We start from the raw sequence: 22,382 nt of genomic DNA on the forward strand, positions 1-22,382 counted from the left end.
CCTTAGCGCCTAGAGCTCCCTCACGACGGTCGCGGCCTCGCCATAGCTCACATTCCGGAACCACAACTGGATCTGACGCGCCGCCTTATCCACGTCACCGTCCGCTTTCATCTCTTCGATGACCCCGCGCTGCTCCTCATCTAATTCAATGGGAGCGCTCTCCATCGAGGCATAATTCTTCGCCAGCCACAGAACCAAACCCACGGCAGCTAAGGCAACCGCGGCAATGTTGATCACACGAGGAAAATCCAGGTACACACCAGCGATAGCCACGATCGAGCCAAGCGCCGCAACGATGAGGTAAAGGGCTTTCATGCTGTCTCACATTAGTAGAGGTGACCAAATTCTTCACAGCTCCTGCTCAGTGAATTCCAGAGCGAAACTTAAGCCGAAACTTAAGCTAGGACCGCGCCTTTAGCCCAGGGCGCACGTTCAGGGAAAAGAGTGCGAGCAATCCCACAAAAATCGCCTCGCTTTCATTTGTAAACACCTGCGACATAAGTCACAATTGAAGGCGTTATGGTTTTGCTCCACATTCACGGGGTGAGACCTCCCCGGAATCCAAGAAAGAGGAACTCATGGCTGACAACCCAGTCCACGAACTGCTCGACCCGAAGACCGACTACTACCAGGTATTCGCCGATGTTGAAGGTGAGGACCTGGAGTGGTGGAAGAAGGCCCGCGAGTTCGGTGAATTCGCCCGCCCCTACATCAACAAGGGTTGGGAGACTGCCGAGTACCAGATCCCGGTCGTCGCAGAAGCGGGTAAGCGTGGCCTGTTCCGTGATGGCATCGACATCGAGGGGGAGCCGCACATGTCCGTGCGCGCTGCCCGCCTGATGGCTTTCGAGTACGCACGTACGGATGCCTCCATGGGCACCGCATTCGGCGTTCAGGCTGGCCTGGCTATGCAATCCATTGCCATGTGTGGCTCCGAGGAGCAGAAGGCAAAGTACCTCAAGCCGATGTGTCACCTGGAAATCCGTGGCGCATTCGCGCTGACCGAGCCGGACCACGGCTCTGACTCCATCGCCCTGGAGACCACCGCTGAGAAGGACGGCGACGAATGGGTCATCAACGGTGAGAAGAAGTGGATCGGCCACGGCTCCGTCGGCCACATCGCCATCGTCTGGGCACGCGACACCGCTGACGGTCAGGTCAAGGGCTTCATCGTGGACCAGGACCAGGAGGGCTATGAGGCGGAGACGATCGTCGGCAAGGCATCCCTGCGTGGCATCCCGCAGGCACACATCAAGCTGAACAACGTGCGCGTTTCCGATGACCGCCGTCTGCCCGGCGCAAACTCCTTCCGCGACTGCGCAAAGGTGCTGGCCGGCACCCGCGTGTCCGTCGCATGGGCATCCCTCGGTCTTGCAACCGACTGCTACGAGAAGGCGCTCGACTACGCACAGCGCCGCGTCCAGTTCGGTCGCCCGCTGGTGAAGAACCAGATCATCCAGCAGCGTCTCGCTGACATGCTGCAGGACCTGACCTCCATCTTCCTGTACTGCCGTCGCCTCCTCGAGCTCGAGGAGTCCGGCCAGCTCACCGAGCAGCAGGCAGCCCTGGCGAAGGTTCACTGCACCCGTGCAGCACGCAAGATCTCCGCTGACGCACGCGACATGTTCGGCGGTGTGGGCATCCTCCTGGAGAACGACGTGGCACGCCACCACGCCGACATCGAGGCACTGCACACCTACGAAGGCACGGACACCATGCAGTCACTCATCGTGGGCAAGTCCATCACCGGCGTCGGCGCATTCGCAGGTTAGTCGCCATGGCAGATCAGAATGTAGATGGGGTTGCAGCTCTGCTGAACCCGAAGACGGACTACTACCAGGTCTTCGCCGATGTTGACGGTGAGGACCTGGAGTGGTGGAAGAAGGCCCGCGAGTTCATGGAATTCGCCCGCCCCTCTATCAACGAGGCGTGGGAGAAGGCCGAGTACAACATCCCTGGTGTTGAGGAAGCAGCACGCCGTGGCCTTGTCACCGACGGCATTTCCATCGATGGCCAGCCCGGTATTTCCATTCGTGCAAACCGCCTGATCCAGATGGAGTTCGCACGTACGGACGCGTCGACGGCCACCGCACACATCGTGCAGTCTGGCCTGGCCATGCGCTCGATCGACATGTGCGGCTCTGAGGAGCAGAAGGCCAAGTACCTGGGCCCGATGTCCCGCATGGAGATCCGCGGTGCGTTCGCGCTGACCGAGCCAGATCACGGTTCCGATTCCATCGGCCTGGAAACCTCGGCTCGCCGCGAAGGCGATGAGTGGGTCATCAACGGTGAGAAGAAGTGGATCGGCCACGGTTCCGTCGGCCACATCACCATCGTCTGGGCACGTGATGAGGAAGACGGTGAAGTCAAGGGCTTCATCGTTGACCAAGACCAGGAGGGGTACTCGGCGGAAACGATCGTCGGTAAGGCATCCCTGCGCGGCATCCCGCAAGCGCACATCAAGCTTAACGACGTCCGCGTGTCCGACGACCGCCGCCTTCCCAACTCCCACTCCTTCCGCGACACCGCGAAGGTGCTCACTGGCACCCGCATCGCAGTGGCGTGGGTGGCACTCGGCATGGCGATTGACTGCTACGAGAAGGCGCTTGACTACGCCCAGCGCCGCGTCCAGTTCGGCCGCCCGCTGGTGAAGAACCAGATCATCCAGCAGCGCCTAGCTGACATGTTGCAGGAAGTCACCTCCATGGCGCTGTACTGCCGTCGCCTTCTCGAACTTGAGGAAGCCGGCGAACTCAACGAGAAGCAGGCAGCCCTAGCCAAGGTGCACAACACCCGCGGCGCCCGCAAGGTGTCCGCCGACGCACGCGACATGTTCGGCGGCGTAGGCATCCTGCTGGAGAACGACGTGGCACGCCACCACGCCGACATCGAATCCCTGCACACCTACGAGGGCACGGACACCATGCAGTCCCTCATCGTGGGCAAATCGATCACCGGCGTGAGCGCGTACCGCTCATAACGGTTCCTACGGCGCACAATGCCCCTGGACTTTGAATAGGCCAGGGGCATTTCCGTAGGGTCCCGTTCGATATTTCTGACGAATTGGAATTTTTCACCCTCGATTCCCCCAGCTCGCCATTCCTGCAATGCGAGATTTCTCGAACCAGAGGAAGTAAAAAGGCCGGCTCCCGAAGAAAACTCGAGGCCGGCCTGAGGCGTTGAACGTTAGTTGTTCAGCGGGCGACGCGTGGTGGCCATGGCCACTGCACGGTCGTGGTTTTCCTGACGCGCCAGGACCTTGGCTGCAGCCTCAACCTGACGGCGGCCAAGCTCGTCCTCGTCCGCAGTGCCTTCACCGGCGTAGACGGAGGCGAGAGCCTCGCCGATCGCCTTGTCGGTGTCGGAGCCGTCGGTGTACTCGAGGGTCTCAGTGGTCAGCGGCAGCTGTGCCTCAGCGGGGGCGGAGTAGCCCTCGGCGAGCTTCTTCACCAGGTCCAGTGCGCCTTCAACAACGTGGTCCGGAGACTGGATGAGCTGGTCATCCTTGCGCCAGAAGTCGATGTTGATGGCCGGGACCGGCTTCACGGTGCCCAGCAGTGCGTCGAAAGCAACCTTGTGCGGGTTCGGCACACCCAGGTCCACCAGGCGCTCCAGCAGGCGCACCGGGCCGGACCATGCCGGGAACAGGCCAACGTTGCGCTCCGGGAAGCCAACGCGGGTTTCCGCGTGGATGACGGAAGCGTCGGTGTGCAGGAGGATCTCCATGCCGCCACCGAGGGCAACGCCACGGACAGCGCCAACGACTGGGTACGGGGCGCCGCGCAGTGCGCGGAAACCGTCGATGCCCTGCTTGATGGTGCGGGCCAGCTCCTCGTTGTCACCCTCCGGGCCGGAGAGCTTGGCCAGGGTGCCCAGGTCAGCGCCGGCGGAGAAGGCACGCTCCTCATCGTTGGCAATGACAAGGCCCTTGATGTCCCACTCACCAGCGTGAGTGAGCAGCTCAGTGACATTGTTGGAATTGGAGTTCATCGGGGTCTTGTACACGAAGACACCGAAGCCGGCGTAATCACCATCGGTGAGCTTGTATACCGAAACGTCAGCGTTGCCAGCGATCTCCTCAGCACCAGCGACCAGGTCAGCGACGCGAATGACGCCTTCGCGGGCCGGCAGGTCAGTCAGTTTACCGTCGGTACCCAGCACCTTGCCGTCGGCATAGAAGCCACCGGCGGTCTGGGCGGAGGCGAGGAGGGCCGGGACATCGTCGAAAAGCGATGCAACATAGTCCAGCCCGATGGAATCCGCGAGCTGGAATGGGCCCTGCTTCCAGCCGTAGCCGAGCTGCATGGCGATGTCGATCTGGTCGACGGAGTCTGCGATTTCCGGTGCGGTATCGCAGCAGTACTTGATGAAGACCTTGAAGACTTCCTTCGCGTAGTCGCCCTCAGGCGTGCCGGACTCCATGAGCTCCTTGGCGTCCTTCGGCACAGTGAAGGACTCCTTCGGGCGGTAATCACCTGCAGCAAAGTCGTAGACCTCATCGCGACCACGGTAGAAGCCGGACTCGGCGGTACGGCCGGTGAAGCCCTTGTCCAGCAGGGTCTTGAACTCATCGCGCTCCACGATGTTGTAGTCGTGGTACGCATCCGACTGGGGCAGGGCCTTCAACAGGGAGCCCCAAATGCCCGGGACGAGCTGGATGCCCACGTAGTCGAAGAGGCCGAAGATACCGGTGCGCGGAACGCCGAACGGGCGGCCGAAGGCGACGTCTGCCTGCTCTGGCTTGATGCCCTGATCAAAGGCGGTCTTGGCACCAGCGGCCATCCAGAAGTTACCAATGCGGTTAGCAATGAAGCCCGGGGTATCGCGGCAATCCACCACCACCTTGCCCATCTGACGCTCCAGCACGTGGTGCATCTTCTCGTTGACCTCAGCGGAGGTGTCTGGGCCCTCAACGTACTCCACCAAGCGCATCACGCGCGGCGGGTTGAAGAAGTGGGTGATGGAGAAGTCGCGCTTGAACTCATCCGATGCCTCGCCGAGCAGAACCTCGAGCGGGATGGTGGAGGTGTTCGACGACACTGGGGTGCCCGGCTTGCGGTGTGCGTCAACCTTGGCAAAGGTGTCGCGCTTGACGTTGATGTCCTCGAAGACAGCTTCAACGATCCAGTCCACCTCGCCGAGACGATCCAGGTGGTCCTCGGTGTTACCCGGGGTGACCAGCTTGGCGTACTCGGGGCGCTGGAAACCGTAGCGCTTGATCTGGGTGTCAATGCCGTTCTGGGCGCGAGCATTACGCTCATCGCCTTCAGCACCCTCCACCGGCAGGTCAAGGAGGTGAACCTTGATGCCAGCGTTGGCCATGTGCGCGGCGATGCCAGCACCCATGGAGCCAGCACCGAGAACAGCTGCGGTCTTGATGTCATTTACTGCCATGTTTTAAACCTCCAGAACGAGTGCGATGCCCTGGCCGCCACCGATGCAAGCGGTGACCAGGCCGTAGCCACCACCAGCGTTCTTCAGCTGGTGGATGAGCTTGGTGGTCAAAATGACGCCGGTGGCGCCGATTGGATGGCCGAGTGCGATAGCGCCACCCTGGATGTTGGTCTTCTCATTATCGAAGCCGAGCTGGTCAGCAACAGCGATGCACTGCGCAGCGAACGCCTCATTGGACTCAATCAGCTTGATGTCCTTCAGGTCCAGGCCAGCCTTTGCCAGTGCCTTCGGCACAGCGGCAACCGGGCCAAGGCCCATCGTTGCTGGGTCGCAGCCAGCGAGGCCCCAAGAGACAACTTTGGCCAGTGGCTCCAGGCCGAACTCCTTCAAGCCGGACTCAGTGGTCATGACGGTGGCCGCCGCCGCGTCATTAATACCGGACGCGTTACCAGCGGTGACGGTGCCGTCCTTCTTAAAGGTCGGGCGCAGGCCGGCGAGCTTCTCCAGCGTGGTCTGGCGCGGGTGCTCATCGGTGGTGAACTCGCCAACCGGAACAATCTGGTCGGCGAACTCGCCGTTAGCAATCGCGGCAGCAGCACGCTCCTGGGACTGCAGCGCATACTCGTCCTGGCGCTCGCGGGAAATGCCGAACTTCTCAGCGATGTTCTCTGCGGTGATGCCCATGCCGCCGTTGCCCATTGGGTCCGTCAGTGCACCGGTCAGCCAGTCAATCAGACGACCGTCTCCCATCTTGCGGCCCTGACGCATGCCATCGACGGAGTACGGCGCCTGAGACATGACCTCCACGCCACCAGCGATGGAGAGCTTCGCATCACCCGTGATCAGCTGCTGTGCAGCGGAAATGATGGCCTGAACACCGGAGCCACACAGGCGGTTCACGCCGTATGCGTGGGAGCTCTGCGGCATACCGGCCTCGAGCGACACAGCGCGGGAGGTGTAGTTGTCGCGCGGGATGGTGGTGACAACGTTGGCCCACACAGCAGAATCAAACTGGTCGGCGGAAACGCCGGAAGATTCGATGACAGCCTTGGCAAGGTGGGTGCCAAGGTCAATGGTGGCCATGCGGGACAGCGAACCGCCGAACGTGCCAATCGGGGTGCGCTTGGCCTGGGTAATGTAAATCGGCTCAGACATGGATCTCCTTTATAAATTGTGCTGGATTACACATCGCCACAATTATAGGGAAGATCACACTGGAGTATCGAACCTCAATCACTTTTCTTCAGCTAGGTGCCTGCCCAGCTCCGAGTTACGCACCCAAGTGCTGCGTGACCAGCAGGCCACGGCGCTGGCGTTCCAAAATGTCTGCGCGCATTTTCACGATGAGGAACCACACGATGCCGAACATCACGCCCACTGCACCGACAGACCAGTGGATGAAGAACCCCGGAATGATGAGTGGGACTTGCAGCGCAAGATCAAGCCATAGCGCCCACGGGCGACGCTGGATGAAAGCCACGAAGAAGTGCACGAGCCCCATCACGGTGATGAAGACCCAGTTGAAGGTGGTCCACAATTCGCCGTCGTTAATCTTCAAGATCACGGTGAGGCACAGCAGGATGGTGATGGATTCCATCACCAACGTGCCCGCCAAGACACCACTGAGTCCCTTAATCGGATCTTTGACGGGGGCGGCACCGGGGCCCAGCGGGCCCATTTCAACTCCAGGCTTCTTTTTTTCCCTTGACATGGGGCCATCGTATCCGGGGTTGGTGCTGAAGTTCACTCCGCATCTCTCACCTGAGCCCGTTTCGGGGCGGCCGCTGCAAAAACGATCAGGGGGAGGGCAAGAATGAAGGCAACCGCAGTCCACCACATACTGATCCCCATGGACGGGACCACCTGCAAAAGCGTGAGCAACCAAGCTAAAGCTGAGAGGACATAGATGTTGAGAGTCTTCTGCAGGAGGTAATTCACATCGCGGTCCACTCTCACGGACTCGTTGATGCCGGGAACCCCGAGTTTTGTGCGTAATCCGACCGGTATGCCAATCACTGCGTCAAGGGTTTCTGCCTGGCTGATATAGGAATTCATACGAAATCTGTCTTCGTCCGTAATCGCCATCGCCCGCGCAATGATTGAATGTTTGCCGTAGCGGATTCGCACCAAGTCCGTCTCCTCAATCCCCAACGATGTCATCGAATCAGGTGACAGACGTACCGCTGCGCGGGATTCATCGATGTCATACGGACGAACAACCCGCAGCATGTGGTCCCGTGAACCCACATACTTTTGCGCCACCCAGTACCAAATGCGACGAAGCCTGGCAAAGCGTTTGCCACGAGTCTTTGCTCCCGCAAAAAGCGAAGACTCTGGTTCCTGGACAAGTGGAGTGATGCAAATGGTGAAGAAATGAGCCTGTTTCAACGCCCGCATAATCGTCTGCATCTCTGGGTAGAGCAAACCGTCCGACCGCACGCGCGGCCACCCACCATCTTCAGCGGTGTAGTAACCGTCGATGACCTTTACAGCCTCAGGCGTCAGAGTGCCATGAAGGAGCTCCTCAAAATCAAGTGGCGGGTACAACCGCAGAAGAATGCGCTGGTACCGGGAGAGTTTGATGGTCCCTTCAGGCTCACTGCCTTCCGGATAGGTTGAAATCTCCTTCCGCGACACAATGAACGAGCATTTCGTTGCGGGACATGTGACCCGGTAGTGATCAGCTTTGGGGAGGCGGGCGAACGCTTCCGGTGCGATCTGCACCGTACGTCCACGAACAATGTCTGCACCCTGGACCCCGTAGCGCGTGAACACCTCTGCTTGTAGTGGAGTGAGTTTCTCCAGTTCCCCCGAAGTCAAGCTACGGGACACATCCCGCACGCGTTTTCCGGCCTGCGCACCACTGCCTACTGGCCCCTTCACCAGCCGTACTACCTGCGTATCGTTCAACAGCGCTGGGTGATAGTCCCTGAGACCTTCCCACCCTTCCCAGTCCGCTTCAATGACGATGGCATCAAGTGGATAGCGCCCAAATTCTAATTTCTTGGAGCTGAGTTGAAGGTGGCGTTCAGGCAGGTACATTTACTTCTCCTCGGCCACGCGCACAAGGTAGTCGATGACATGGCTTGCCACATCAACCCCCGTCGCTTTAGCCAATGTGACAAACTGCGCGTTTGAATTGACCTCCCCAACGAGGGGTTGCCCGGACGCAGGCTCCAGGAAATCAACAGCCGCGATATCCAGGCCCAGTGCATCCATTGCTCGGCGGGCAACATCCACGTGCTCGGCGGGAGGGTCCCACGGCTCCGCCTTCCCGCCTCCCGTGATGTTCGCACGGAAGTCCCCGTCCGAACCAAAGCGACGCATCCCAGCGACAGCCTCGTGCTCCACCATGTACAGTCGCATGTCGCGCCCCGCGGATTCCGCAATAAACTTTTCGACGATCACCGGTGCCGGATACGCCTCCATCACCACGCGCACGAGATCAGAGCGGTTGTGCACCACAAAAACGCCACTCCCCCACGATCCAACCGCGTGTTTCGCCACTGCCGGATACCCCAGCTGCGACTCGACAGCAGCAACGAAGTCACTGTTTTCCCACTCTTGGGCCGAAAGCGCCCGGTATGCCAAAGGCGCAGTGATAGTGGCCGGATGCGCGATACCCGCGCGGGTCAAGGCCGCATGGGTGTACGCCTTGTTATCGCACAATGCAATCGCCTTCGCAGTGTTCACAGTCCGGACACCAAGCGCTTCCAGTTGTGCGACGGCTGCGACGTCCTTGTCCATCACCAATGCGACGTCCGGGACGTCACCGTCAAGGTGGGACACAACCCAGTCGGTAGAAACGCGGGAAAGATCGAGGACCCCCTCCGCAGCGGCGAGGAGATCGTCGAACTGGAGCTCAAACTTGTCCCACTCCAACCACTCGTTGGTGATCAGCCATCCCCGCTTCACCGCTCCTCCTCGTTCGCTTCGCGTGGGAGCTCGGCGGGCAGGCGGGACACGATCTTTTCAAGGGCCTGGCACACGACCTCGCGCTGGGAGTCCCCCACCAGAGCGCTGTTGATCTCAATTTGCACGTATGGAATGCCAGTCCGCCGAGACACGTCCGAGGAGACGCGGTATTCGCCCATGGCGGGGAAGATTTCGTCGACAAGCACGGGGATGCCCACCGCATTGAATTCGGTGACGACGATATCGCGGAACCCCCACAAGCGATGAATATTCCTCCCCCTACCTGTGCCCAGAATGATCTGATCTTCCCGCTCCGAGCTCATTTGGTGCAGGTCTATCCCGGCGCGAATGCCAGTTTCAGCGACCAGCGCAACAGCCTGATCCCGGAAAGGACTGGATTCATCAGCATTCGGATCCACCGTGTCTTCATCCGTCTTGATCAGAGCAGTCGCACCACATCGTTCGGCAAGCTGCTGCGCTAACCATGCTGTGGCTGGCTCAGCAAATCTCATCTTCCCGTCACGTTCATGCGCAACCGCGTGCGGTGCAGTCACGAGAACCGGAAACTGCCCCTCAATGAGCTGATGAGAACCCATGCTTTATCCCCCTACTTCTTGTGGTGTGTGGCGAAGTACGCGCGGGCTTGCCCAGCTGTTGCCACCGAACCAGTCACAACCACTCCGGCGCCGTCCTCACTGTGTTCTTCTGCCAGTTCCATACCCAGCTCAATCGCGGCCCCGAAATGCTCTTCCACCCTGACCCGATCATCACCAAAAATCTCATAGGCAATGTCCACAACATCAAACGGATCGGCTGCCCGCGAGGAGCTGTTGCGAGTGAGCACGACCTCGCTGACCACCGGTTCTAATTCCGTGAGGAAAGCCCGGATGTCCTTGTCGGCGAACACGGAGATCACCGCGATAACCGAGGCGAAGTTGAAATCGCGCTTCAGGGTGTGGGCGAGGCTGCGGGCGCCATGGGGGTTATGGGCGGCGTCGATAAGCACTGTGGGCTCCGAATGCACGCGCTCAACGCGCCCTGGAATCCTCACTTGCTCAAACCCGGCGCGCACAGCAGCGTGATCCAACTGGGAATCCGCCGTTGCGCCGAAGAACGCCTCGACAGCAGCAAGCGCGAGTGACGCATTGGCTGCTTGGTGGGGGCCGGACACCGGCAAGAAGATGTCGCTGTACTCCCCGCTGAGCCCTTTCAATCGCAGCTGTTGGCCACCAACTGCCAAAAGCGATTCAGCGACGTTGAATTCCGTACCTTGGCGGGCAACAGCGGAGTTTGTTTCCACCGTGCGTTCCAGAATGACGTGCAGCGCCTCTGGGTCTTGCTCAGCCACAATTGCAATATTCTCTGCGGGCCCAGAGCCCATCGGGTCACGTGGTTTGATGATGCCGGCTTTGTGCCCAGCGATCTCCGGCAGCGTGTCCCCGAGGAAGTCCGTGTGATCAAAACCAATTGGGGTGATCACCGCCACCTCAGCATCAACCACATTCGTGGCATCCCACGTGCCACCCATGCCCACTTCGAAGACGGCAACCTCCACCGGCGCGTCGGCAAACGCGGCGCATGCCATGCCCACGAGCAGCTCGAACCGGCTCATCGGGGCCTGTCCCTGCGACACGAAATGTGCGTCCACCATGTCCACATACGGTTCGATGTCGCGCCACGTTTCTACGAAGCGGGTTTCGGAGATCTCCTCACCATCGATCTCGATACATTCCGTGATCCGCTCAAGCTCCGGCGAAGTGAAAAGGCCGGTGCGCCGGTTGAAGGAACGAAGCAGGGACTCCGTCATGCGTGCCACGGACGTTTTACCGTTGGATCCTGCAACGTGGATGGCTGCGAATGATTCCTCAGGGGAACCGAGGTAATCAAGCAACATTTCCACCCGATCGAGGCTCGGGTTGGGGTCGCGGGCACCAGCCCGCGCATCAAACAACGCGACCACATCGGCGAAGTCTGGGTGCGCCCCCTCCTCGGGTGCTACGGCGGGTTCCTCGCCCCCATCCTCCTCAGCGTTGGTGGGCGTGCCGCTTCCGTCGAGATGCAACGTGAATCCGGAGGAGGTCATCTCCAAAGGACCGAACTCGGTGAGGCTCTGATCTTCGCCTTCATTAGGCAGGTTACCCACTACTTCGCCTCCGGCAGCCCTTCAAGGCGGGCGGTGAGGCGTTCCGCTTCCTCCTGCGCAATCTGCTGGCGGGCCTTGATCTTCTCCACAACTTCAGCAGGAGCATTGGCCAGGAAGTTCTCGTTGCCGAGCTGCTTGCCAGTGGTGTCCAGTTCCTTCTGGGCTGCCGCGAGTTCCTTCTCCAGGCGCTTGCGTTCCGCCGCAATGTCTACGGTGCCGGAGGTATCCAGCGCCACGTCCAGGGTGACGGTACTTAGACGCATCTCGACGCTTGCCAACGCCGTGAAGTCAGCACCCGGCGCCTCCACCTTCGCGATGGAGCGAACCATGTCCTCCTGGCCAGCCAGATCAGCCGCAGCGAAATCAATCTGGGCCGGAACCTTCTGGGAGGGCTTCACACCCTGGTCAGAGCGGAAGCGACGCAGCTCGGTGATGAGCTTCACGGCATCCTCGATGCGGCGCTGCGCTGTCTCATCCACATCTGCCCCACCATTGGTGTCCTCAGCAGTCGGCCACGGCGCCAGGCACAGGGAGTCCTTCTCCGTCAGCGCCTTCCACAGCACCTCGGTGACAAACGGCATGGTCGGGTGGAGCAGGCGCAGGACCACATCAAGCACGCGTCCAAGCACGATCTGGGTGGTACGGCCACGCTCCTGCTCCTCGGGTGTCGCTTCAGCGGCATCGCGCGGAATCTGGGTCTTGGCAATCTCCAGGTACCAGTCGCACAGCTCATCCCACGCGAAGTGGTAGAGCTCTTCGTTGGCCTTGGAGAACTGGTAGTCATCGAGAAGCTTATCGACGTGCCCCCGCACCGTCTCCAGCCTGTCCAGAATCCACCGGTCCGCGTCCGTCAATGCGCTGCGCTCAGGCAACGCCCCAACCGCCGCACCATTCATGAGCGCGAACTTGGTGGCGTTGTACAGCTTGGTGGCGAAGTTACGAGCAGATGCGGCGTTGTCATCGCCGATCGGCAGGTCAATGCCAGGATTAGCACCGCGTGCCAGGGCGAAGCGCAAAGCGTCCGCACCATAGTCACGCACCCAATCCATCGGGTCGATGCCGTTGCCCAAAGACTTGGACATCTTCCGCCCCTTCTCATCACGGACAAGGCCGTGGAGGAAGATGTTCTTAAACGGTACCTGCGGACGGCCCTGGCCGTCCGCACCATCTGTGCCAGCACCAAGGACATCGGGCGTCTGGGTGCCGGCGAAGGTGCCAAACATCATCATGCGGGCAACCCAGAAGAAGAGAATGTCGTAGGCGGTGACCAGCACCGTCGTTGGGTAGAACTTCTCCAGCTCCGGTGTCTTGTCTGGCCAGCCCATCGTGGAGAACGGCCACAGGGCCGAGGAGAACCAGGTATCCAAAACGTCCGGGTCCTGCTCGTAGCCCGCCGGTGCTTCCTCGTCCGGGCCGAGACAGATGATGTCGCGCTCTCCGTTTTCATCTTCCGGGCCGTACCAAATAGGAATCCGGTGGCCCCACCACAGCTGGCGCGAAATGGTCCAGTCGTGCATGTTATCCACCCAGTCGAAGTAGCGCTTTTCCAGGGACTGTGGGTGGATAACGGTATCGCCCTTGCGGACAGCGTCACCGGACATGCGGGCAAGCTCATCCACCTTGACAAACCACTGCAGGCTCAAGCGCGGCTCGATCGGCTCGCCGGTGCGCTCAGAGTGGCCAACGGAGTGGACGTACGGGCGCACTTCCTTGACAATGCGCCCTTGCTCCGCCAGTGCCTCACGAACTCGCACGCGGGCCTCGAAGCGATCCAGACCATCAAACTGGGTACCGGTATTAGCAATGTGGCCGGTCTTGTCCATGATGATCGGCATGTCCAAGTTGTGGCGCAGGCCCATCTCATAGTCATTCGGATCGTGCGCTGGGGTGATCTTCACCGCGCCGGTACCCAGCTCCATATCCACGTAATCATCAGCGATGACTTCAAGCATCAGATCATCACGGAAGGGGTGCGGGAACTTCTCGCCGATGAGGTGCTGGTAGCGCTCATCATCCGGGTGGACGGCAATAGCCACATCCCCAAGCATCGTCTCCACACGGGTGGTGGCAACGATCAGGTGCGGCTCATCGTCATTCAGCGAGCCGTAGCGGATGGAGACGAATTCGCCTTCCACATCCTTGTACATGACCTCGATGTCGGAGACCGCGGTCTCCAACACTGGCGACCAGTTGACCAGGCGGTAATCGCGGTAGATCATTCCCGCGTCGAAAAGCTGCTTGAAGATGGTCACGACAGCGCGGTTCAGACCATCATCGAGCGTGAAACGCTCCCGCGACCAATCAACGGAATCACCAATCGCGCGCATCTGCGACGTGATCGTGCCCCCGTATTTTTCTTTCCACTCCCACACGCGCGAAATGAATTCCTCACGGCCGTAGTCGTAACGGTCTTTGCCCTCAGTCTCCTTGAGCATGGCCTCGACCTTGGTCTGCGTGGCAATGCCGGCGTGGTCCATGCCCGGCAGCCACAGGACCTCATAGCCCTGCATGCGCTTACGGCGCACAAGCGAATCCATGAGGGTGTGGTCCAGCGCATGGCCCATGTGCAGCTGACCGGTCACATTCGGTGGCGGCAGCACGATCGAGTACGCGGGCTTATCCGACGACGGGTCCGCCGTGAAGTAACCGCGGACTACCCAATCATCATAAATGCCCTGTTCAAGCTCCTGCGGCTCCCAACTCTTGGGCAGGCTATCTGCCCGGTTGACGCCGATGAGGCTCTCATTGAATGCGCTAAAAGTCCCGGAAGTGTCAGTCACGGTTAGATAGTTTAACGCGGGCTGGTTTTCCGGGACTCGTCGATAAGCAAAAAGCCCTAGAACAGGCGGTCCGCGATCGCTGCCTCCTCGCGCAGGGCCTCCACATTCGCGTTGATGCGTGCACGCTGGAAATCAGTCAGCTCCAGGCCTTCCACAACGGACCAGCGACCATCGCGGGCGATAGCCGGGAAGCCGAAGACCAGGCCCTCGTCGACGCCGTAGCTGCCTGTCGACGGCACCGCCGTCGTCGCCCACTTACCTTCCGTTCCAGCAACCCAATCACGCATGTGATCAACAGCTGCGGACGCCGCGGATGCAGCGGAAGAACGCCCACGGACCTCAATGATCTCCGCACCACGCTTAGCCACACGCGGGATGAACTCATCGACGTACCACGCCTCATCCACCAGATCCTTCACCGGCTGGCCATCCACCGTGGCATACGCGATATCCGGGAACTGGGTGTCCGAGTGATTCCCCCACACCGCGATGTTCTCAAACTCGCTAGAGTGCTTGCCCAGCTTCTGCGACAGCATCGAAATCGCACGATTGTGGTCCAGACGCATCAGCGCGTTGAAGTGCTCCGCCGCCACATCCGGTGCCGCTTTGTTAGCAATGTACGCATTCGTATTCGCCGGATTACCCACCACGAGAACACGCACATCATCCGCCGCATGGTCATTGATTGCGCGGCCCTGACCAATGAAGATCTTGCCGTTGGCCTGCAACATGTCAGCGCGGGACTCACCCTTACCGCGTGGCTTCGCACCTACGAGAAACGCTGCGTTCGCGCCATCAAAAGCCTTCGCCGCATCATCTGTCACCGTGATGTTGCCCACGCGCTCCAGCGCGGAATCAGACAACTCCATGGCAACACCTTCGGTGCTAGCCACATGGGCTGGCACCTCCAGCAACGCCAAGTCAACAATGGTGTTAGGGCCGAAGACTTCGCCTGCGCCGATGCGCCACAGCAACGAATAAGCGATGTTGCCGGCAGCACCGGTGACAGTTACTTTGACCTTGTTGGGTGTGGTGGTCATATCTCCTCCTAGAGGTTGGGCAATGTTGGGTGATGGTGTGCCGTTTCGGAGACCGTGCGTAGCCGCATACCCCCGAATAGGCGCATCCGGACCATCTGCATGCTCCATGCTACCCCCGAAACTCTAGGGCTTTTCCCCATCCAGTGCCCCACCTTGCGCGGTACAAGCGACAAATAGGCCCACTGTTAGGCACGATGAACAGAAGTGGAATTGGTTGAGCACAAGACCACAGAAAAAACCACGGAACGAAAAGCCACCGGACATTGCACGGACAAAGGACATGAACGTGACGGAACTTGGTGTAGGCGGCAGCCACCCCGACGGGATTGAACCCACGGGCCCAGTCTCCCCCACTGACGCGGCCGAGGGCGCAAACAAAGCTGACCTCGATCGCGCTATCACCGTTGCCATGTCTCACTTTGCCCAGGAAGGCTATGCAGCCACCAGGCTGGATGCGATAGCCAAGGAAGTGGGCATGTCTAAACGCATGCTCCACTACCACTTCGGGGACAAGAAGGAGCTCTATCGCCGTTGCCTCGTCCACGCCGCGTGGAGCTTCTCCCCACCACAGGATTTCTTAGAGCGCTCCTACGCCGCACCCGTGGAAGGCATCCGCCGTTTCGTCGATGCGCTTCATCACGGCATGGTGCAAAACCCAGAAGCCATTCGTCTGCTGTTGCGGGAGAACCTCGATCCGGTGCTCACTCCCGGTGAAGCCACCTCACTACGCAGTGAGTCCGAGGTGATCCTTCAACTGGAACGCCTTCTGCTCATGGGGCAGGACGTTGGCGCCTTCCGCCCAGGCATCAGCGCTGCGGATGTTGTGGTGCTCATCGCCTCCCTGTCCTTCTTCCGCACGAGCAATCACATCACGATGGACGAGTTCAGCTCCATCAACTTGCTCAGCCCCGCCAACACCGAAGGCATGCGGCGCCTCACCATTGATGCCGTGCTGACATTCCTCACATCCAACATCCCCGACTCGGGCTACGAGTCCTACCTCACCCACACCACTGGCACCCCGCGTGCCATTCACTCCGATGATGATGGCCACACGAAGGACTACCTCTCAGGCACCTCCATCGCCGAGCCGCTTATCGACGACATTTACGACGACGACCTCGAACCCTCCGGCGAATAAAAACCGCCGCGGTGTGCACCCAAAGGTGCGTGCCACGGCGGTGAGTTAAACGAGCTGTTTAGCCCTCAATCTCCTTGACAGGGATCTTGTCAATGAAGCCAGCCAGGGAGGTCAGCCCCAGTTTGCGTAACACGTCAGCAGCAAGCGCCTTGGAGAACTCTGCAGCGGTCTTTCCTGCCTCTGGGTTCGGCGCTGGGCGCAGCTGAGTTGCGATGGCAACGTAGTAGTAGTTCTCATCATGAGCCGTGCGCATATCCCAGCGGACGTTATTCAACCAGTCACCGCCCATACCGGTCTCCGGGTTGAAGATGTTGCCCTTGTGCTCCGTACCAACACCAAGGTCAACGCGGTAGAAGTACACCACCGTCTTCTCATCAGCCTGGTATGCGAGCATATCCACGCCTGCGAGGTCCTTGTTCGGCTTCACTGCCTGGCTGAAGTCCAGGGTGTCCCGCGCCTCAAGCTCCTGCTTTGCAATAGCCGGCAGGCCACCACCGGCGAAACGAACCGAATGGTTCTGAATGCTGCGCCCCACCAGCTCCGTGTTGAAGCGCTGCTCCTTGATACCAATCCGAACCTTCGTCAGACCAAGCTGCTCCTGGCGGGACGGGCCCTCCGGCGGAGTGGTCGGCTCCGTCAGAGTCGGGCGTGGCGCCATGGTGGTCGTCGGCGTGGTCGTCTCAGTCTCCACCGGACCAGACGGCAACGTGGGCATCTCGGTCGGCTCCGGATCCTTCGTTGGCGTCGGCTTCGGTGTCGGCTTCGGCGTCGTAGTGGTAGGGGCGGAAGTCGGGGTGTCCTTCGTCGGAGTCGGCTCCGGAGCCTCCGGGGTGGCTGTCTCGGAGGTAGAGGGCTCCGTGGTCTCTTCGGTGCCGAGGTTCGAAGAACCATTTCCGCCCTTCATCCCAAAGGTGAGGCCGAGGACGAGAGCAAGGATGGAAAGAAGGCCTACGGCTGCACCAGCAATCTGCTCGAGCCTGATCTCACCGACACCAGGAGTGTTGATAGTTGGCATGAGAGTCCTTTCAGACACAGGAAAACATTCAACGGAAAGTTAACACACCAAAATTAAAAAAAGAAGCGCAGACTCAAACTGCGCTTCTACAAAATCTGGGAGAGCCTCTCACCAGAGGATCTAGGCCGACTTCTTCGTATCGTGCAAAACGTATTCTGGGCTCGCCCCTGAATCAATAACCGCCTTGCCAATGACTACTTCACGGACATCATCACGGTCCGGCAGGTCATACATGATGGGCACGAGCGTCTCTTCCATGATCGCCCGCAGACCACGGGCACCAGTTCCACGTTCAGCAGCCTTCTTCGCCACCGCATGCAACGCAGCATCCGTGAAACGGAGCTCCGCACCATCCATCTCAAACAGGCGTTGGTACTGCTTCACCAAAGAGTTCTTCGGCTCCGTGAGCACCTTCACCATGGAATCCTCATCCAGGTTCTCCACCGCCGCCAAAATCGGCAGACGACCAATGAACTCTGGGATCAAACCAAACTTGACCAGATCCTCCGGCTGCACCTTCGACAGCATGTTCGCCGCATCACGCTCCGAAGCTGAATCAATCTCCGCTCCGAAGCCAATGCCCTTCTTGCCCACGCGCTCCGCAATGACCTTATCCAGACCATCAAAAGCGCCAGCAACCACAAACAGGATGTTGGTGGTGTCTAGCTGAATGAATTCCTGGTTCGGGTGTTTGCGCCCGCCCTGCGGTGGAACAGAAGCCACGGTCCCTTCCAGGATCTTCAGCAGCGCCTGCTGCACACCCTCACCAGAGACATCACGCGTGATCGACGGGTTCTCCGACTTCCGGGAAATCTTGTCCACCTCGTCGACATAGATGATCCCGTTCTGCGCACGATTCACATCAAAATCAGCCGCCTGGAGCAGCTTGAGCAGGATATTCTCCACATCCTCACCCACGTAGCCGGCCTCCGTCAACGAGGTCGCATCCGCAATGGCAAAAGGCACATTCAGCATGCGCGCCAAGGTCTGCGCCAAGTAAGTCTTACCGGAACCCGTCGGACCCAGCAGGAGGATGTTGGACTTAGCAATCTCCACGTCCTCGTCGTTCTTCCGAATGCCGTCCAGCTCCGTACGGACACGTTTGTAGTGGTTGTACACAGCAACAGCAAGCGTGCGCTTAGCCTGATCCTGGCCAATCACATACTGGTCCAAGAACGCCGTGATCTCCGACGGACGCGGCAGCTTCGCATCATCATGCTGCTCCTGCGCCTGGCTGCCAGCGAGTTCTTCCTCGATAATCTCGTTACACAGCTCAATGCACTCATCACAGATGTACACCCCGCCACCGGCGATGAGCTTGCGCACCTGTTTTTGGCTCTTGCCACAAAAGGAGCACTTGAGCAGATCGGAGCTATCTTGCGTAACCGCCATTATGTGTCTCTTCAACCCTCGCTTGCTGGATTTCTAACTGTATAAACGCTACCCCACCCACGCGAGATTCCCGCTAAGTGGCGGGTGGGCGGGGCAAACGGGGCTCGTCGATAAGCAAAAATGCTCACTCCGAACTGTATCCGCTCCCACGACCCCACATCCACTAAGGTGGGCGCGAACGAAGCCCACGAGTTTTAGGGAGCAACCTTGACCATGCACCGCACCTTACGCGCCGCTGCACTCGCCACTGCCCTCCCCCTAGCACTAGCGGCGTGCTCTGAGCCCGATTCCATCGCCGAACCGGAACTGACTGCACAAGCCCCCAGCACCTCTGAACAATCCTCCACCACGGTGAGCACCATTGTTGAAACGGTGTCAGAGGAAGAATCCTCCGAACCAGAAACCCCCGCCACCGGCCCATGTGACTGGAAACCATCCGAACAAGGTCAACCAGGCGAACTCGTGTCCATGTACTGCGACGGTACACACGCATCCATCGGCACCTACGCCTCTGACCACGTCCAATACCTCTCCTGGGACGGCACCGACTGGGTGCCCTTCGAAAAATCAGGCACCACCTACACCGGCTTCGCCTGCTACGACACCGACGAAGCCAAACGCCAAGGATTCCCCGCGCAGATCATTGAACGCATGATTGAGTGCGACTAGCGCGCACAGCCGGATAGCAAGAAGGCCAAGCTACAACCAGCTTGGCCTTTTCTCTTGTGAAAGCTCGAGCGTTTATGCGTTGAGCTTGCGGTAATCAAACACCTGGTCAATGATGCCGTACTCAACGGCCTCTTCGGCGGTGAGAATCTTGTCACGGTCCGTGTCAATACGCACCTGCTCAGGGGTACGGCCGGAGTGGCGGGCGAGAGTCTCCTCCATGAGACGACGCATACGCTCAATCTCTTTCGCCTGGATCTCCAGATCAGAGACCTGGCCGCGGGTACCCTCCGTTGCCGGCTGGTGAATGAGCACACGAGAGTTCGGCAGAGCAGCGCGCTTGCCGGGCGCACCAGCAGCCAGAATCACCGCGGCAGCAGACGCCGCCTGACCAAGGCACACCGTCTGCACATCTGGGCGGACGTACTGCATCGTGTCGTAGATAGCCATCAACGAGGTGAAGGAACCACCCGGGGAGTTGATGTACATGGTGATATCACGGTCCGGGTCCTGGGACTCGAGGACAAGCAGCTGCGCCATGATGTCATTTGCCGACGTGTCATCCACCTGGGTACCCAGGAAGATAATGCGCTCCTCAAACAGCTTCGAGTACGGGTTCGTTTCCTTCGTGCCGTACGAGGACTGCTCAATGAAGCTCGGCAGCACGTAACGGGAGTGAGGCATCTGGAAAGACATTATTTTCTCCTTAAATTCTGTGTCTGCCGGTTAGTTGCTGATGCTGCCCTGGGCGCTGGAGATCACGTGGTCGACGATGCCGTACTCACGTGCCTGCTCCGCCGTGAACCAGCGGTCACGGTCAGAGTCCTTGGTGATCTGCTCAAAAGTCTGGCCCGTGTGCTCCGCAATCAGACGCGCCATTTCTTCCTTTGTCTGCGCAAACTGCTCAGCCTGAATAGCAATGTCAGCTGCAGTACCGCCCACGCCTGCCGACGGCTGGTGCATCATAATCCGCGCATGCGGCAACGCGAAACGCTTACCCTTGGTGCCGCCGGAAAGCAGGAACTGACCCATCGATGCAGCAAGACCCATGCCGTAGGTAGCAATGTCGCACGGGGAGTACTTCATCGTGTCATAAATAGCCATACCCGCCGTGACAGAACCACCCGGGGAGTTAATGTACAGCGAGATATCCCGCGTCGGATCCTCCGCGGAAAGCAGCAAGATCTGTGCGCAGAGCTTGTTAGCAATCTCATCGTCCACTTCCTGGCCCAGGAAGATAATGCGCTCGCGCAGCAGGCGCTCGTAAACCGAGTCACCCAAATTCATACCGGCTGCTGGCGTAGTCATGCGGTGTACTCCTTATCCTCAATGCATGTGCGTTGTTCTTTTAATAACGCCCCACCCTAGTCGCGGATTCCCGCCATGTGGTGCGTGTTCGCTGACAGCGTGCAGGGGCTCACGAAAGACCGCGAGCCCCTGTACTGACGCATACGACCCCGGGGCGGGAGTTTCCTCCGGCCATCCGGGGTCGTTGCATTTTGCAAGCGCTGACGCGACTAACTCCCGTCAGCTGCCTTAAGCGTTGTCTTCCTCATCGAGCTCACCGAAGTACTCGTTCGGGTCAATGTCCTTACCCTCATCGTCCTTGACGGAGGTACGGGAAATAGCGGCGGCCAGAGCCTTGCCGCGACGGACGTCGGCGAACAGGTTTGCAACCTGGCCGGACTGCTGCAGCTGCATGATGAACTGGTTCGGGTCCATGCCGTAAGACTGTGCGGTGAACAGGATGTGGTCCGTCAGCTCCTGCTGGGAAACCTCTGGCTCCTCCTGGTCAGCGACAGCGTCGAGGAACAGCTGGGTGCGCACGGAGCTCTCAGCGTTCTCGCGGGACTCCTTCTCAAACTCCTCACGAGTAGTGCCCTGCGCCTCAAGCAGCTGGGCGAAAGCGTTCTCGTCGTGCGCCAGCTGGCCCAGGATCTGGTGGAGCTGGTTGTGCACCTGCTCATCCACCACTGCCTGTGGCAGCTCGAACTCGGTATTCTCCAACGCAGCCTTGAGCACCTCATCACGGATGGCTGCTGCCTGCTCCGCCTTCTTGGACTCCTCAAGCTGAGTCTTGGTGGACTCGCGCAGCTCCTCGACAGTGTCGAACTCAGACGCCATCTGAACGAATTCCTCATCCAGCTCCGGCAGCTTGCGCTCCTTGGTCTGCTGGACAGTGACCTTGATGGTGGCCTCTTCGCCCTTGTGCTCGCCGTACTGGATCTCAGAGGTGAACTCAGCTTCCTCACCGGTCTTGAGGCCCTTCACAGCCTTGTCCAGACCCTCGATCAGATCATCGCGACCAATCTCGTAAGAAATGCCCTCAGTCGAGGCCTCCTCAACCTTCTCACCATCAATCGTGGCTTCAAGGTCAAGAACAGCGAAGTCACCCTTCTTCAACTTACGACGAGTGTCCTTCAGCTCACCGAAACGCGCACGCAGGTTATCCAACTCAGCATCCACTGCCTCATCGTCAACCTTCAGAGCCGGGACAGTAACGGAGATCTTGGAGAAGTCCGGCACCTCAATCTCCGGACGGATATCCACCTCAGCGGTGAACTCCACAACGTCATTGTCCTCAATCTTGGTGATGTCAATCTCCGGCTGACCAATAACCTTCAGGTCATGTTCGGTCACGGCAGCCTCATAACGCATCGGCAGCATGTCATTGACCACCTGCTCGAGGATGGGGCCGCGGCCAAACCGTGCGTCGATAAGCTGGCGAGGAGCCTTGCCGCGACGGAAACCTGGAATATTGACCTGCTGAGCAATTGCCGCGTATGCCTGGTCAATTTCCGGGCCGAGCTCCTCAAACGGCACGGTCACGTTCAGCTTCACGCGAGTGTCGCTGAGCTTGTCCACAGAAGTCTTCACGGAAATTCTCTCCTGGCTA

19 protein-coding genes are annotated in these 22,382 nt (G+C 59.6%); 4 read left to right on the plus strand and 15 right to left on the minus strand.

What is annotated here, in order from left to right; all coding sequences use genetic code 11:
* Positions 1-9: 9 nt before the first annotated feature.
* Positions 10-315: a hypothetical protein gene (locus QP994_RS01350; protein ID WP_284854286.1), complete on the minus strand. Its 306-nt coding sequence runs from the start codon at positions 313-315 to the stop codon at positions 10-12.
* Between the two features lie 263 nt (positions 316-578).
* On the opposite strand from QP994_RS01350, the gene QP994_RS01355 reads away from it, so the two are divergent.
* Positions 579-1,772 carry an acyl-CoA dehydrogenase family protein gene (locus QP994_RS01355; RefSeq protein WP_284854285.1) on the plus strand — a complete coding sequence of 398 codons (1,194 nt, stop codon included), beginning with the start codon at positions 579-581 and terminating at the stop codon, positions 1,770-1,772.
* 5 nt (positions 1,773-1,777) lie between these two features.
* A complete protein-coding gene (locus QP994_RS01360) occupies positions 1,778-2,980 on the plus strand; it encodes an acyl-CoA dehydrogenase family protein (RefSeq protein WP_284854284.1) in 1,203 nt (400 codons plus the stop codon).
* A 206-nt stretch (positions 2,981-3,186) separates the two neighbouring features.
* Here the strand turns inward: QP994_RS01360 and QP994_RS01365 are convergent, their stop codons facing one another.
* The 9 genes from QP994_RS01365 to QP994_RS01405 form a co-directional block, all read right to left on the minus strand.
* Positions 3,187-5,394, minus strand: a complete 2,208-nt coding sequence (locus QP994_RS01365; protein WP_284865092.1) for a 3-hydroxyacyl-CoA dehydrogenase/enoyl-CoA hydratase family protein — start codon at positions 5,392-5,394, stop codon at positions 3,187-3,189.
* Positions 5,395-5,397: 3 nt separating this feature from the next.
* Positions 5,398-6,549, minus strand: coding sequence for an acetyl-CoA C-acyltransferase (locus QP994_RS01370; RefSeq protein WP_284856096.1), 1,152 nt, complete (start codon positions 6,547-6,549; stop codon positions 5,398-5,400).
* Between the two features lie 115 nt (positions 6,550-6,664).
* The gene (locus tag QP994_RS01375; protein ID WP_284865093.1) at positions 6,665-7,105 is read right to left on the minus strand and encodes a DUF4233 domain-containing protein; all 441 of its coding nucleotides are present in this window, start codon (positions 7,103-7,105) and stop codon (positions 6,665-6,667) included.
* Between the two features lie 32 nt (positions 7,106-7,137).
* A complete protein-coding gene (locus QP994_RS01380; RefSeq protein WP_284856098.1) occupies positions 7,138-8,436 on the minus strand; it encodes a hypothetical protein in 1,299 nt (432 codons plus the stop codon).
* Positions 8,437-9,309: an ATP-grasp domain-containing protein gene (locus QP994_RS01385; RefSeq protein ID WP_284865094.1), complete on the minus strand. Its 873-nt coding sequence runs from the start codon at positions 9,307-9,309 to the stop codon at positions 8,437-8,439.
* A complete protein-coding gene (locus QP994_RS01390) occupies positions 9,306-9,905 on the minus strand; it encodes a hypothetical protein (RefSeq protein WP_284856100.1) in 600 nt (199 codons plus the stop codon). The genes QP994_RS01385 and QP994_RS01390 overlap by 4 nt, the downstream gene beginning before the upstream one ends.
* An 11-nt stretch (positions 9,906-9,916) precedes the next feature.
* Positions 9,917-11,452, minus strand: coding sequence for a bifunctional folylpolyglutamate synthase/dihydrofolate synthase (locus QP994_RS01395; protein WP_284865095.1), 1,536 nt, complete (start codon positions 11,450-11,452; stop codon positions 9,917-9,919).
* Positions 11,452-14,232, minus strand: coding sequence for a valine--tRNA ligase (locus QP994_RS01400; protein WP_284865096.1), 2,781 nt, complete (start codon positions 14,230-14,232; stop codon positions 11,452-11,454). Before QP994_RS01400 ends, QP994_RS01395 begins: the two co-directional genes overlap by 1 nt.
* 56 nt (positions 14,233-14,288) lie before the next feature.
* A complete protein-coding gene (locus tag QP994_RS01405; protein WP_284856103.1) occupies positions 14,289-15,272 on the minus strand; it encodes a malate dehydrogenase in 984 nt (327 codons plus the stop codon).
* 286 nt (positions 15,273-15,558) lie between these two features.
* Here QP994_RS01405 and QP994_RS01410 point away from each other — a divergent pair, with 286 nt between their 5' ends.
* Positions 15,559-16,413 (plus strand): TetR/AcrR family transcriptional regulator, encoded by an 855-nt coding sequence (locus QP994_RS01410; protein WP_284865097.1) that lies wholly within the window; start codon positions 15,559-15,561, stop codon positions 16,411-16,413.
* 58 nt (positions 16,414-16,471) lie between these two features.
* Here QP994_RS01410 and QP994_RS01415 read toward each other — a convergent pair whose 3' ends face one another.
* Positions 16,472-17,428: a hypothetical protein gene (locus QP994_RS01415; RefSeq protein ID WP_284865098.1), complete on the minus strand. Its 957-nt coding sequence runs from the start codon at positions 17,426-17,428 to the stop codon at positions 16,472-16,474.
* A 120-nt stretch (positions 17,429-17,548) separates the two neighbouring features.
* Positions 17,549-18,820 (minus strand): ATP-dependent Clp protease ATP-binding subunit ClpX, encoded by a 1,272-nt coding sequence (gene clpX, locus QP994_RS01420; RefSeq protein WP_284865099.1) that lies wholly within the window; start codon positions 18,818-18,820, stop codon positions 17,549-17,551.
* Positions 18,821-19,033: 213 nt separating this feature from the next.
* Between clpX and QP994_RS01425 the strand changes: the two genes are divergently transcribed.
* Positions 19,034-19,489 carry a hypothetical protein gene (locus QP994_RS01425; RefSeq protein ID WP_284856107.1) on the plus strand — a complete coding sequence of 152 codons (456 nt, stop codon included), beginning with the start codon at positions 19,034-19,036 and terminating at the stop codon, positions 19,487-19,489.
* Positions 19,490-19,561: 72 nt separating this feature from the next.
* Here the strand turns inward: QP994_RS01425 and QP994_RS01430 are convergent, their stop codons facing one another.
* The 3 genes from QP994_RS01430 to tig form a co-directional block, all read right to left on the minus strand.
* Positions 19,562-20,182, minus strand: a complete 621-nt coding sequence (locus QP994_RS01430) for an ATP-dependent Clp protease proteolytic subunit (RefSeq protein WP_284856108.1) — start codon at positions 20,180-20,182, stop codon at positions 19,562-19,564.
* Positions 20,183-20,212: 30 nt separating this feature from the next.
* Positions 20,213-20,794 (minus strand): ATP-dependent Clp protease proteolytic subunit, encoded by a 582-nt coding sequence (locus QP994_RS01435; RefSeq protein ID WP_284856109.1) that lies wholly within the window; start codon positions 20,792-20,794, stop codon positions 20,213-20,215.
* Positions 20,795-21,022: 228 nt separating this feature from the next.
* Positions 21,023-22,363 (minus strand): trigger factor, encoded by a 1,341-nt coding sequence (tig, locus tag QP994_RS01440; RefSeq protein ID WP_284865100.1) that lies wholly within the window; start codon positions 22,361-22,363, stop codon positions 21,023-21,025.
* Positions 22,364-22,382 lie beyond the last annotated feature (19 nt).

Source organism: Corynebacterium sp. MSK044 (assembly GCF_030232825.1).
GTDB lineage: Bacteria > Actinomycetota > Actinomycetes > Mycobacteriales > Mycobacteriaceae > Corynebacterium.

Excerpts from the sequence above, each read along its gene's own strand:
- QP994_RS01350 (WP_284854286.1), bottom strand. The coding sequence starts at position 315 with ATGAAAGCCCTTTACCTCATCGTTGCGGCGCTTGGCTCGATCGTGGCT.
- QP994_RS01355 (WP_284854285.1), top strand. The coding sequence starts at position 579 with ATGGCTGACAACCCAGTCCACGAACTGCTCGACCCGAAGACCGACTAC.
- QP994_RS01360 (WP_284854284.1), top strand. The coding sequence starts at position 1,778 with ATGGCAGATCAGAATGTAGATGGGGTTGCAGCTCTGCTGAACCCGAAG.
- QP994_RS01365 (WP_284865092.1), bottom strand. The coding sequence starts at position 5,394 with ATGGCAGTAAATGACATCAAGACCGCAGCTGTTCTCGGTGCTGGCTCC.
- QP994_RS01370 (WP_284856096.1), bottom strand. The coding sequence starts at position 6,549 with ATGTCTGAGCCGATTTACATTACCCAGGCCAAGCGCACCCCGATTGGC.
- QP994_RS01375 (WP_284865093.1), bottom strand. The coding sequence starts at position 7,105 with ATGTCAAGGGAAAAAAAGAAGCCTGGAGTTGAAATGGGCCCGCTGGGC.
- QP994_RS01380 (WP_284856098.1), bottom strand. The coding sequence starts at position 8,436 with ATGTACCTGCCTGAACGCCACCTTCAACTCAGCTCCAAGAAATTAGAA.
- QP994_RS01390 (WP_284856100.1), bottom strand. The coding sequence starts at position 9,905 with ATGGGTTCTCATCAGCTCATTGAGGGGCAGTTTCCGGTTCTCGTGACT.
- QP994_RS01405 (WP_284856103.1), bottom strand. The coding sequence starts at position 15,272 with ATGACCACCACACCCAACAAGGTCAAAGTAACTGTCACCGGTGCTGCC.
- QP994_RS01415 (WP_284865098.1), bottom strand. The coding sequence starts at position 17,428 with ATGCCAACTATCAACACTCCTGGTGTCGGTGAGATCAGGCTCGAGCAG.
- clpX (WP_284865099.1), bottom strand. The coding sequence starts at position 18,820 with ATGGCGGTTACGCAAGATAGCTCCGATCTGCTCAAGTGCTCCTTTTGT.
- QP994_RS01425 (WP_284856107.1), top strand. The coding sequence starts at position 19,034 with ATGCACCGCACCTTACGCGCCGCTGCACTCGCCACTGCCCTCCCCCTA.
- QP994_RS01430 (WP_284856108.1), bottom strand. The coding sequence starts at position 20,182 with ATGTCTTTCCAGATGCCTCACTCCCGTTACGTGCTGCCGAGCTTCATT.
- QP994_RS01435 (WP_284856109.1), bottom strand. The coding sequence starts at position 20,794 with ATGACTACGCCAGCAGCCGGTATGAATTTGGGTGACTCGGTTTACGAG.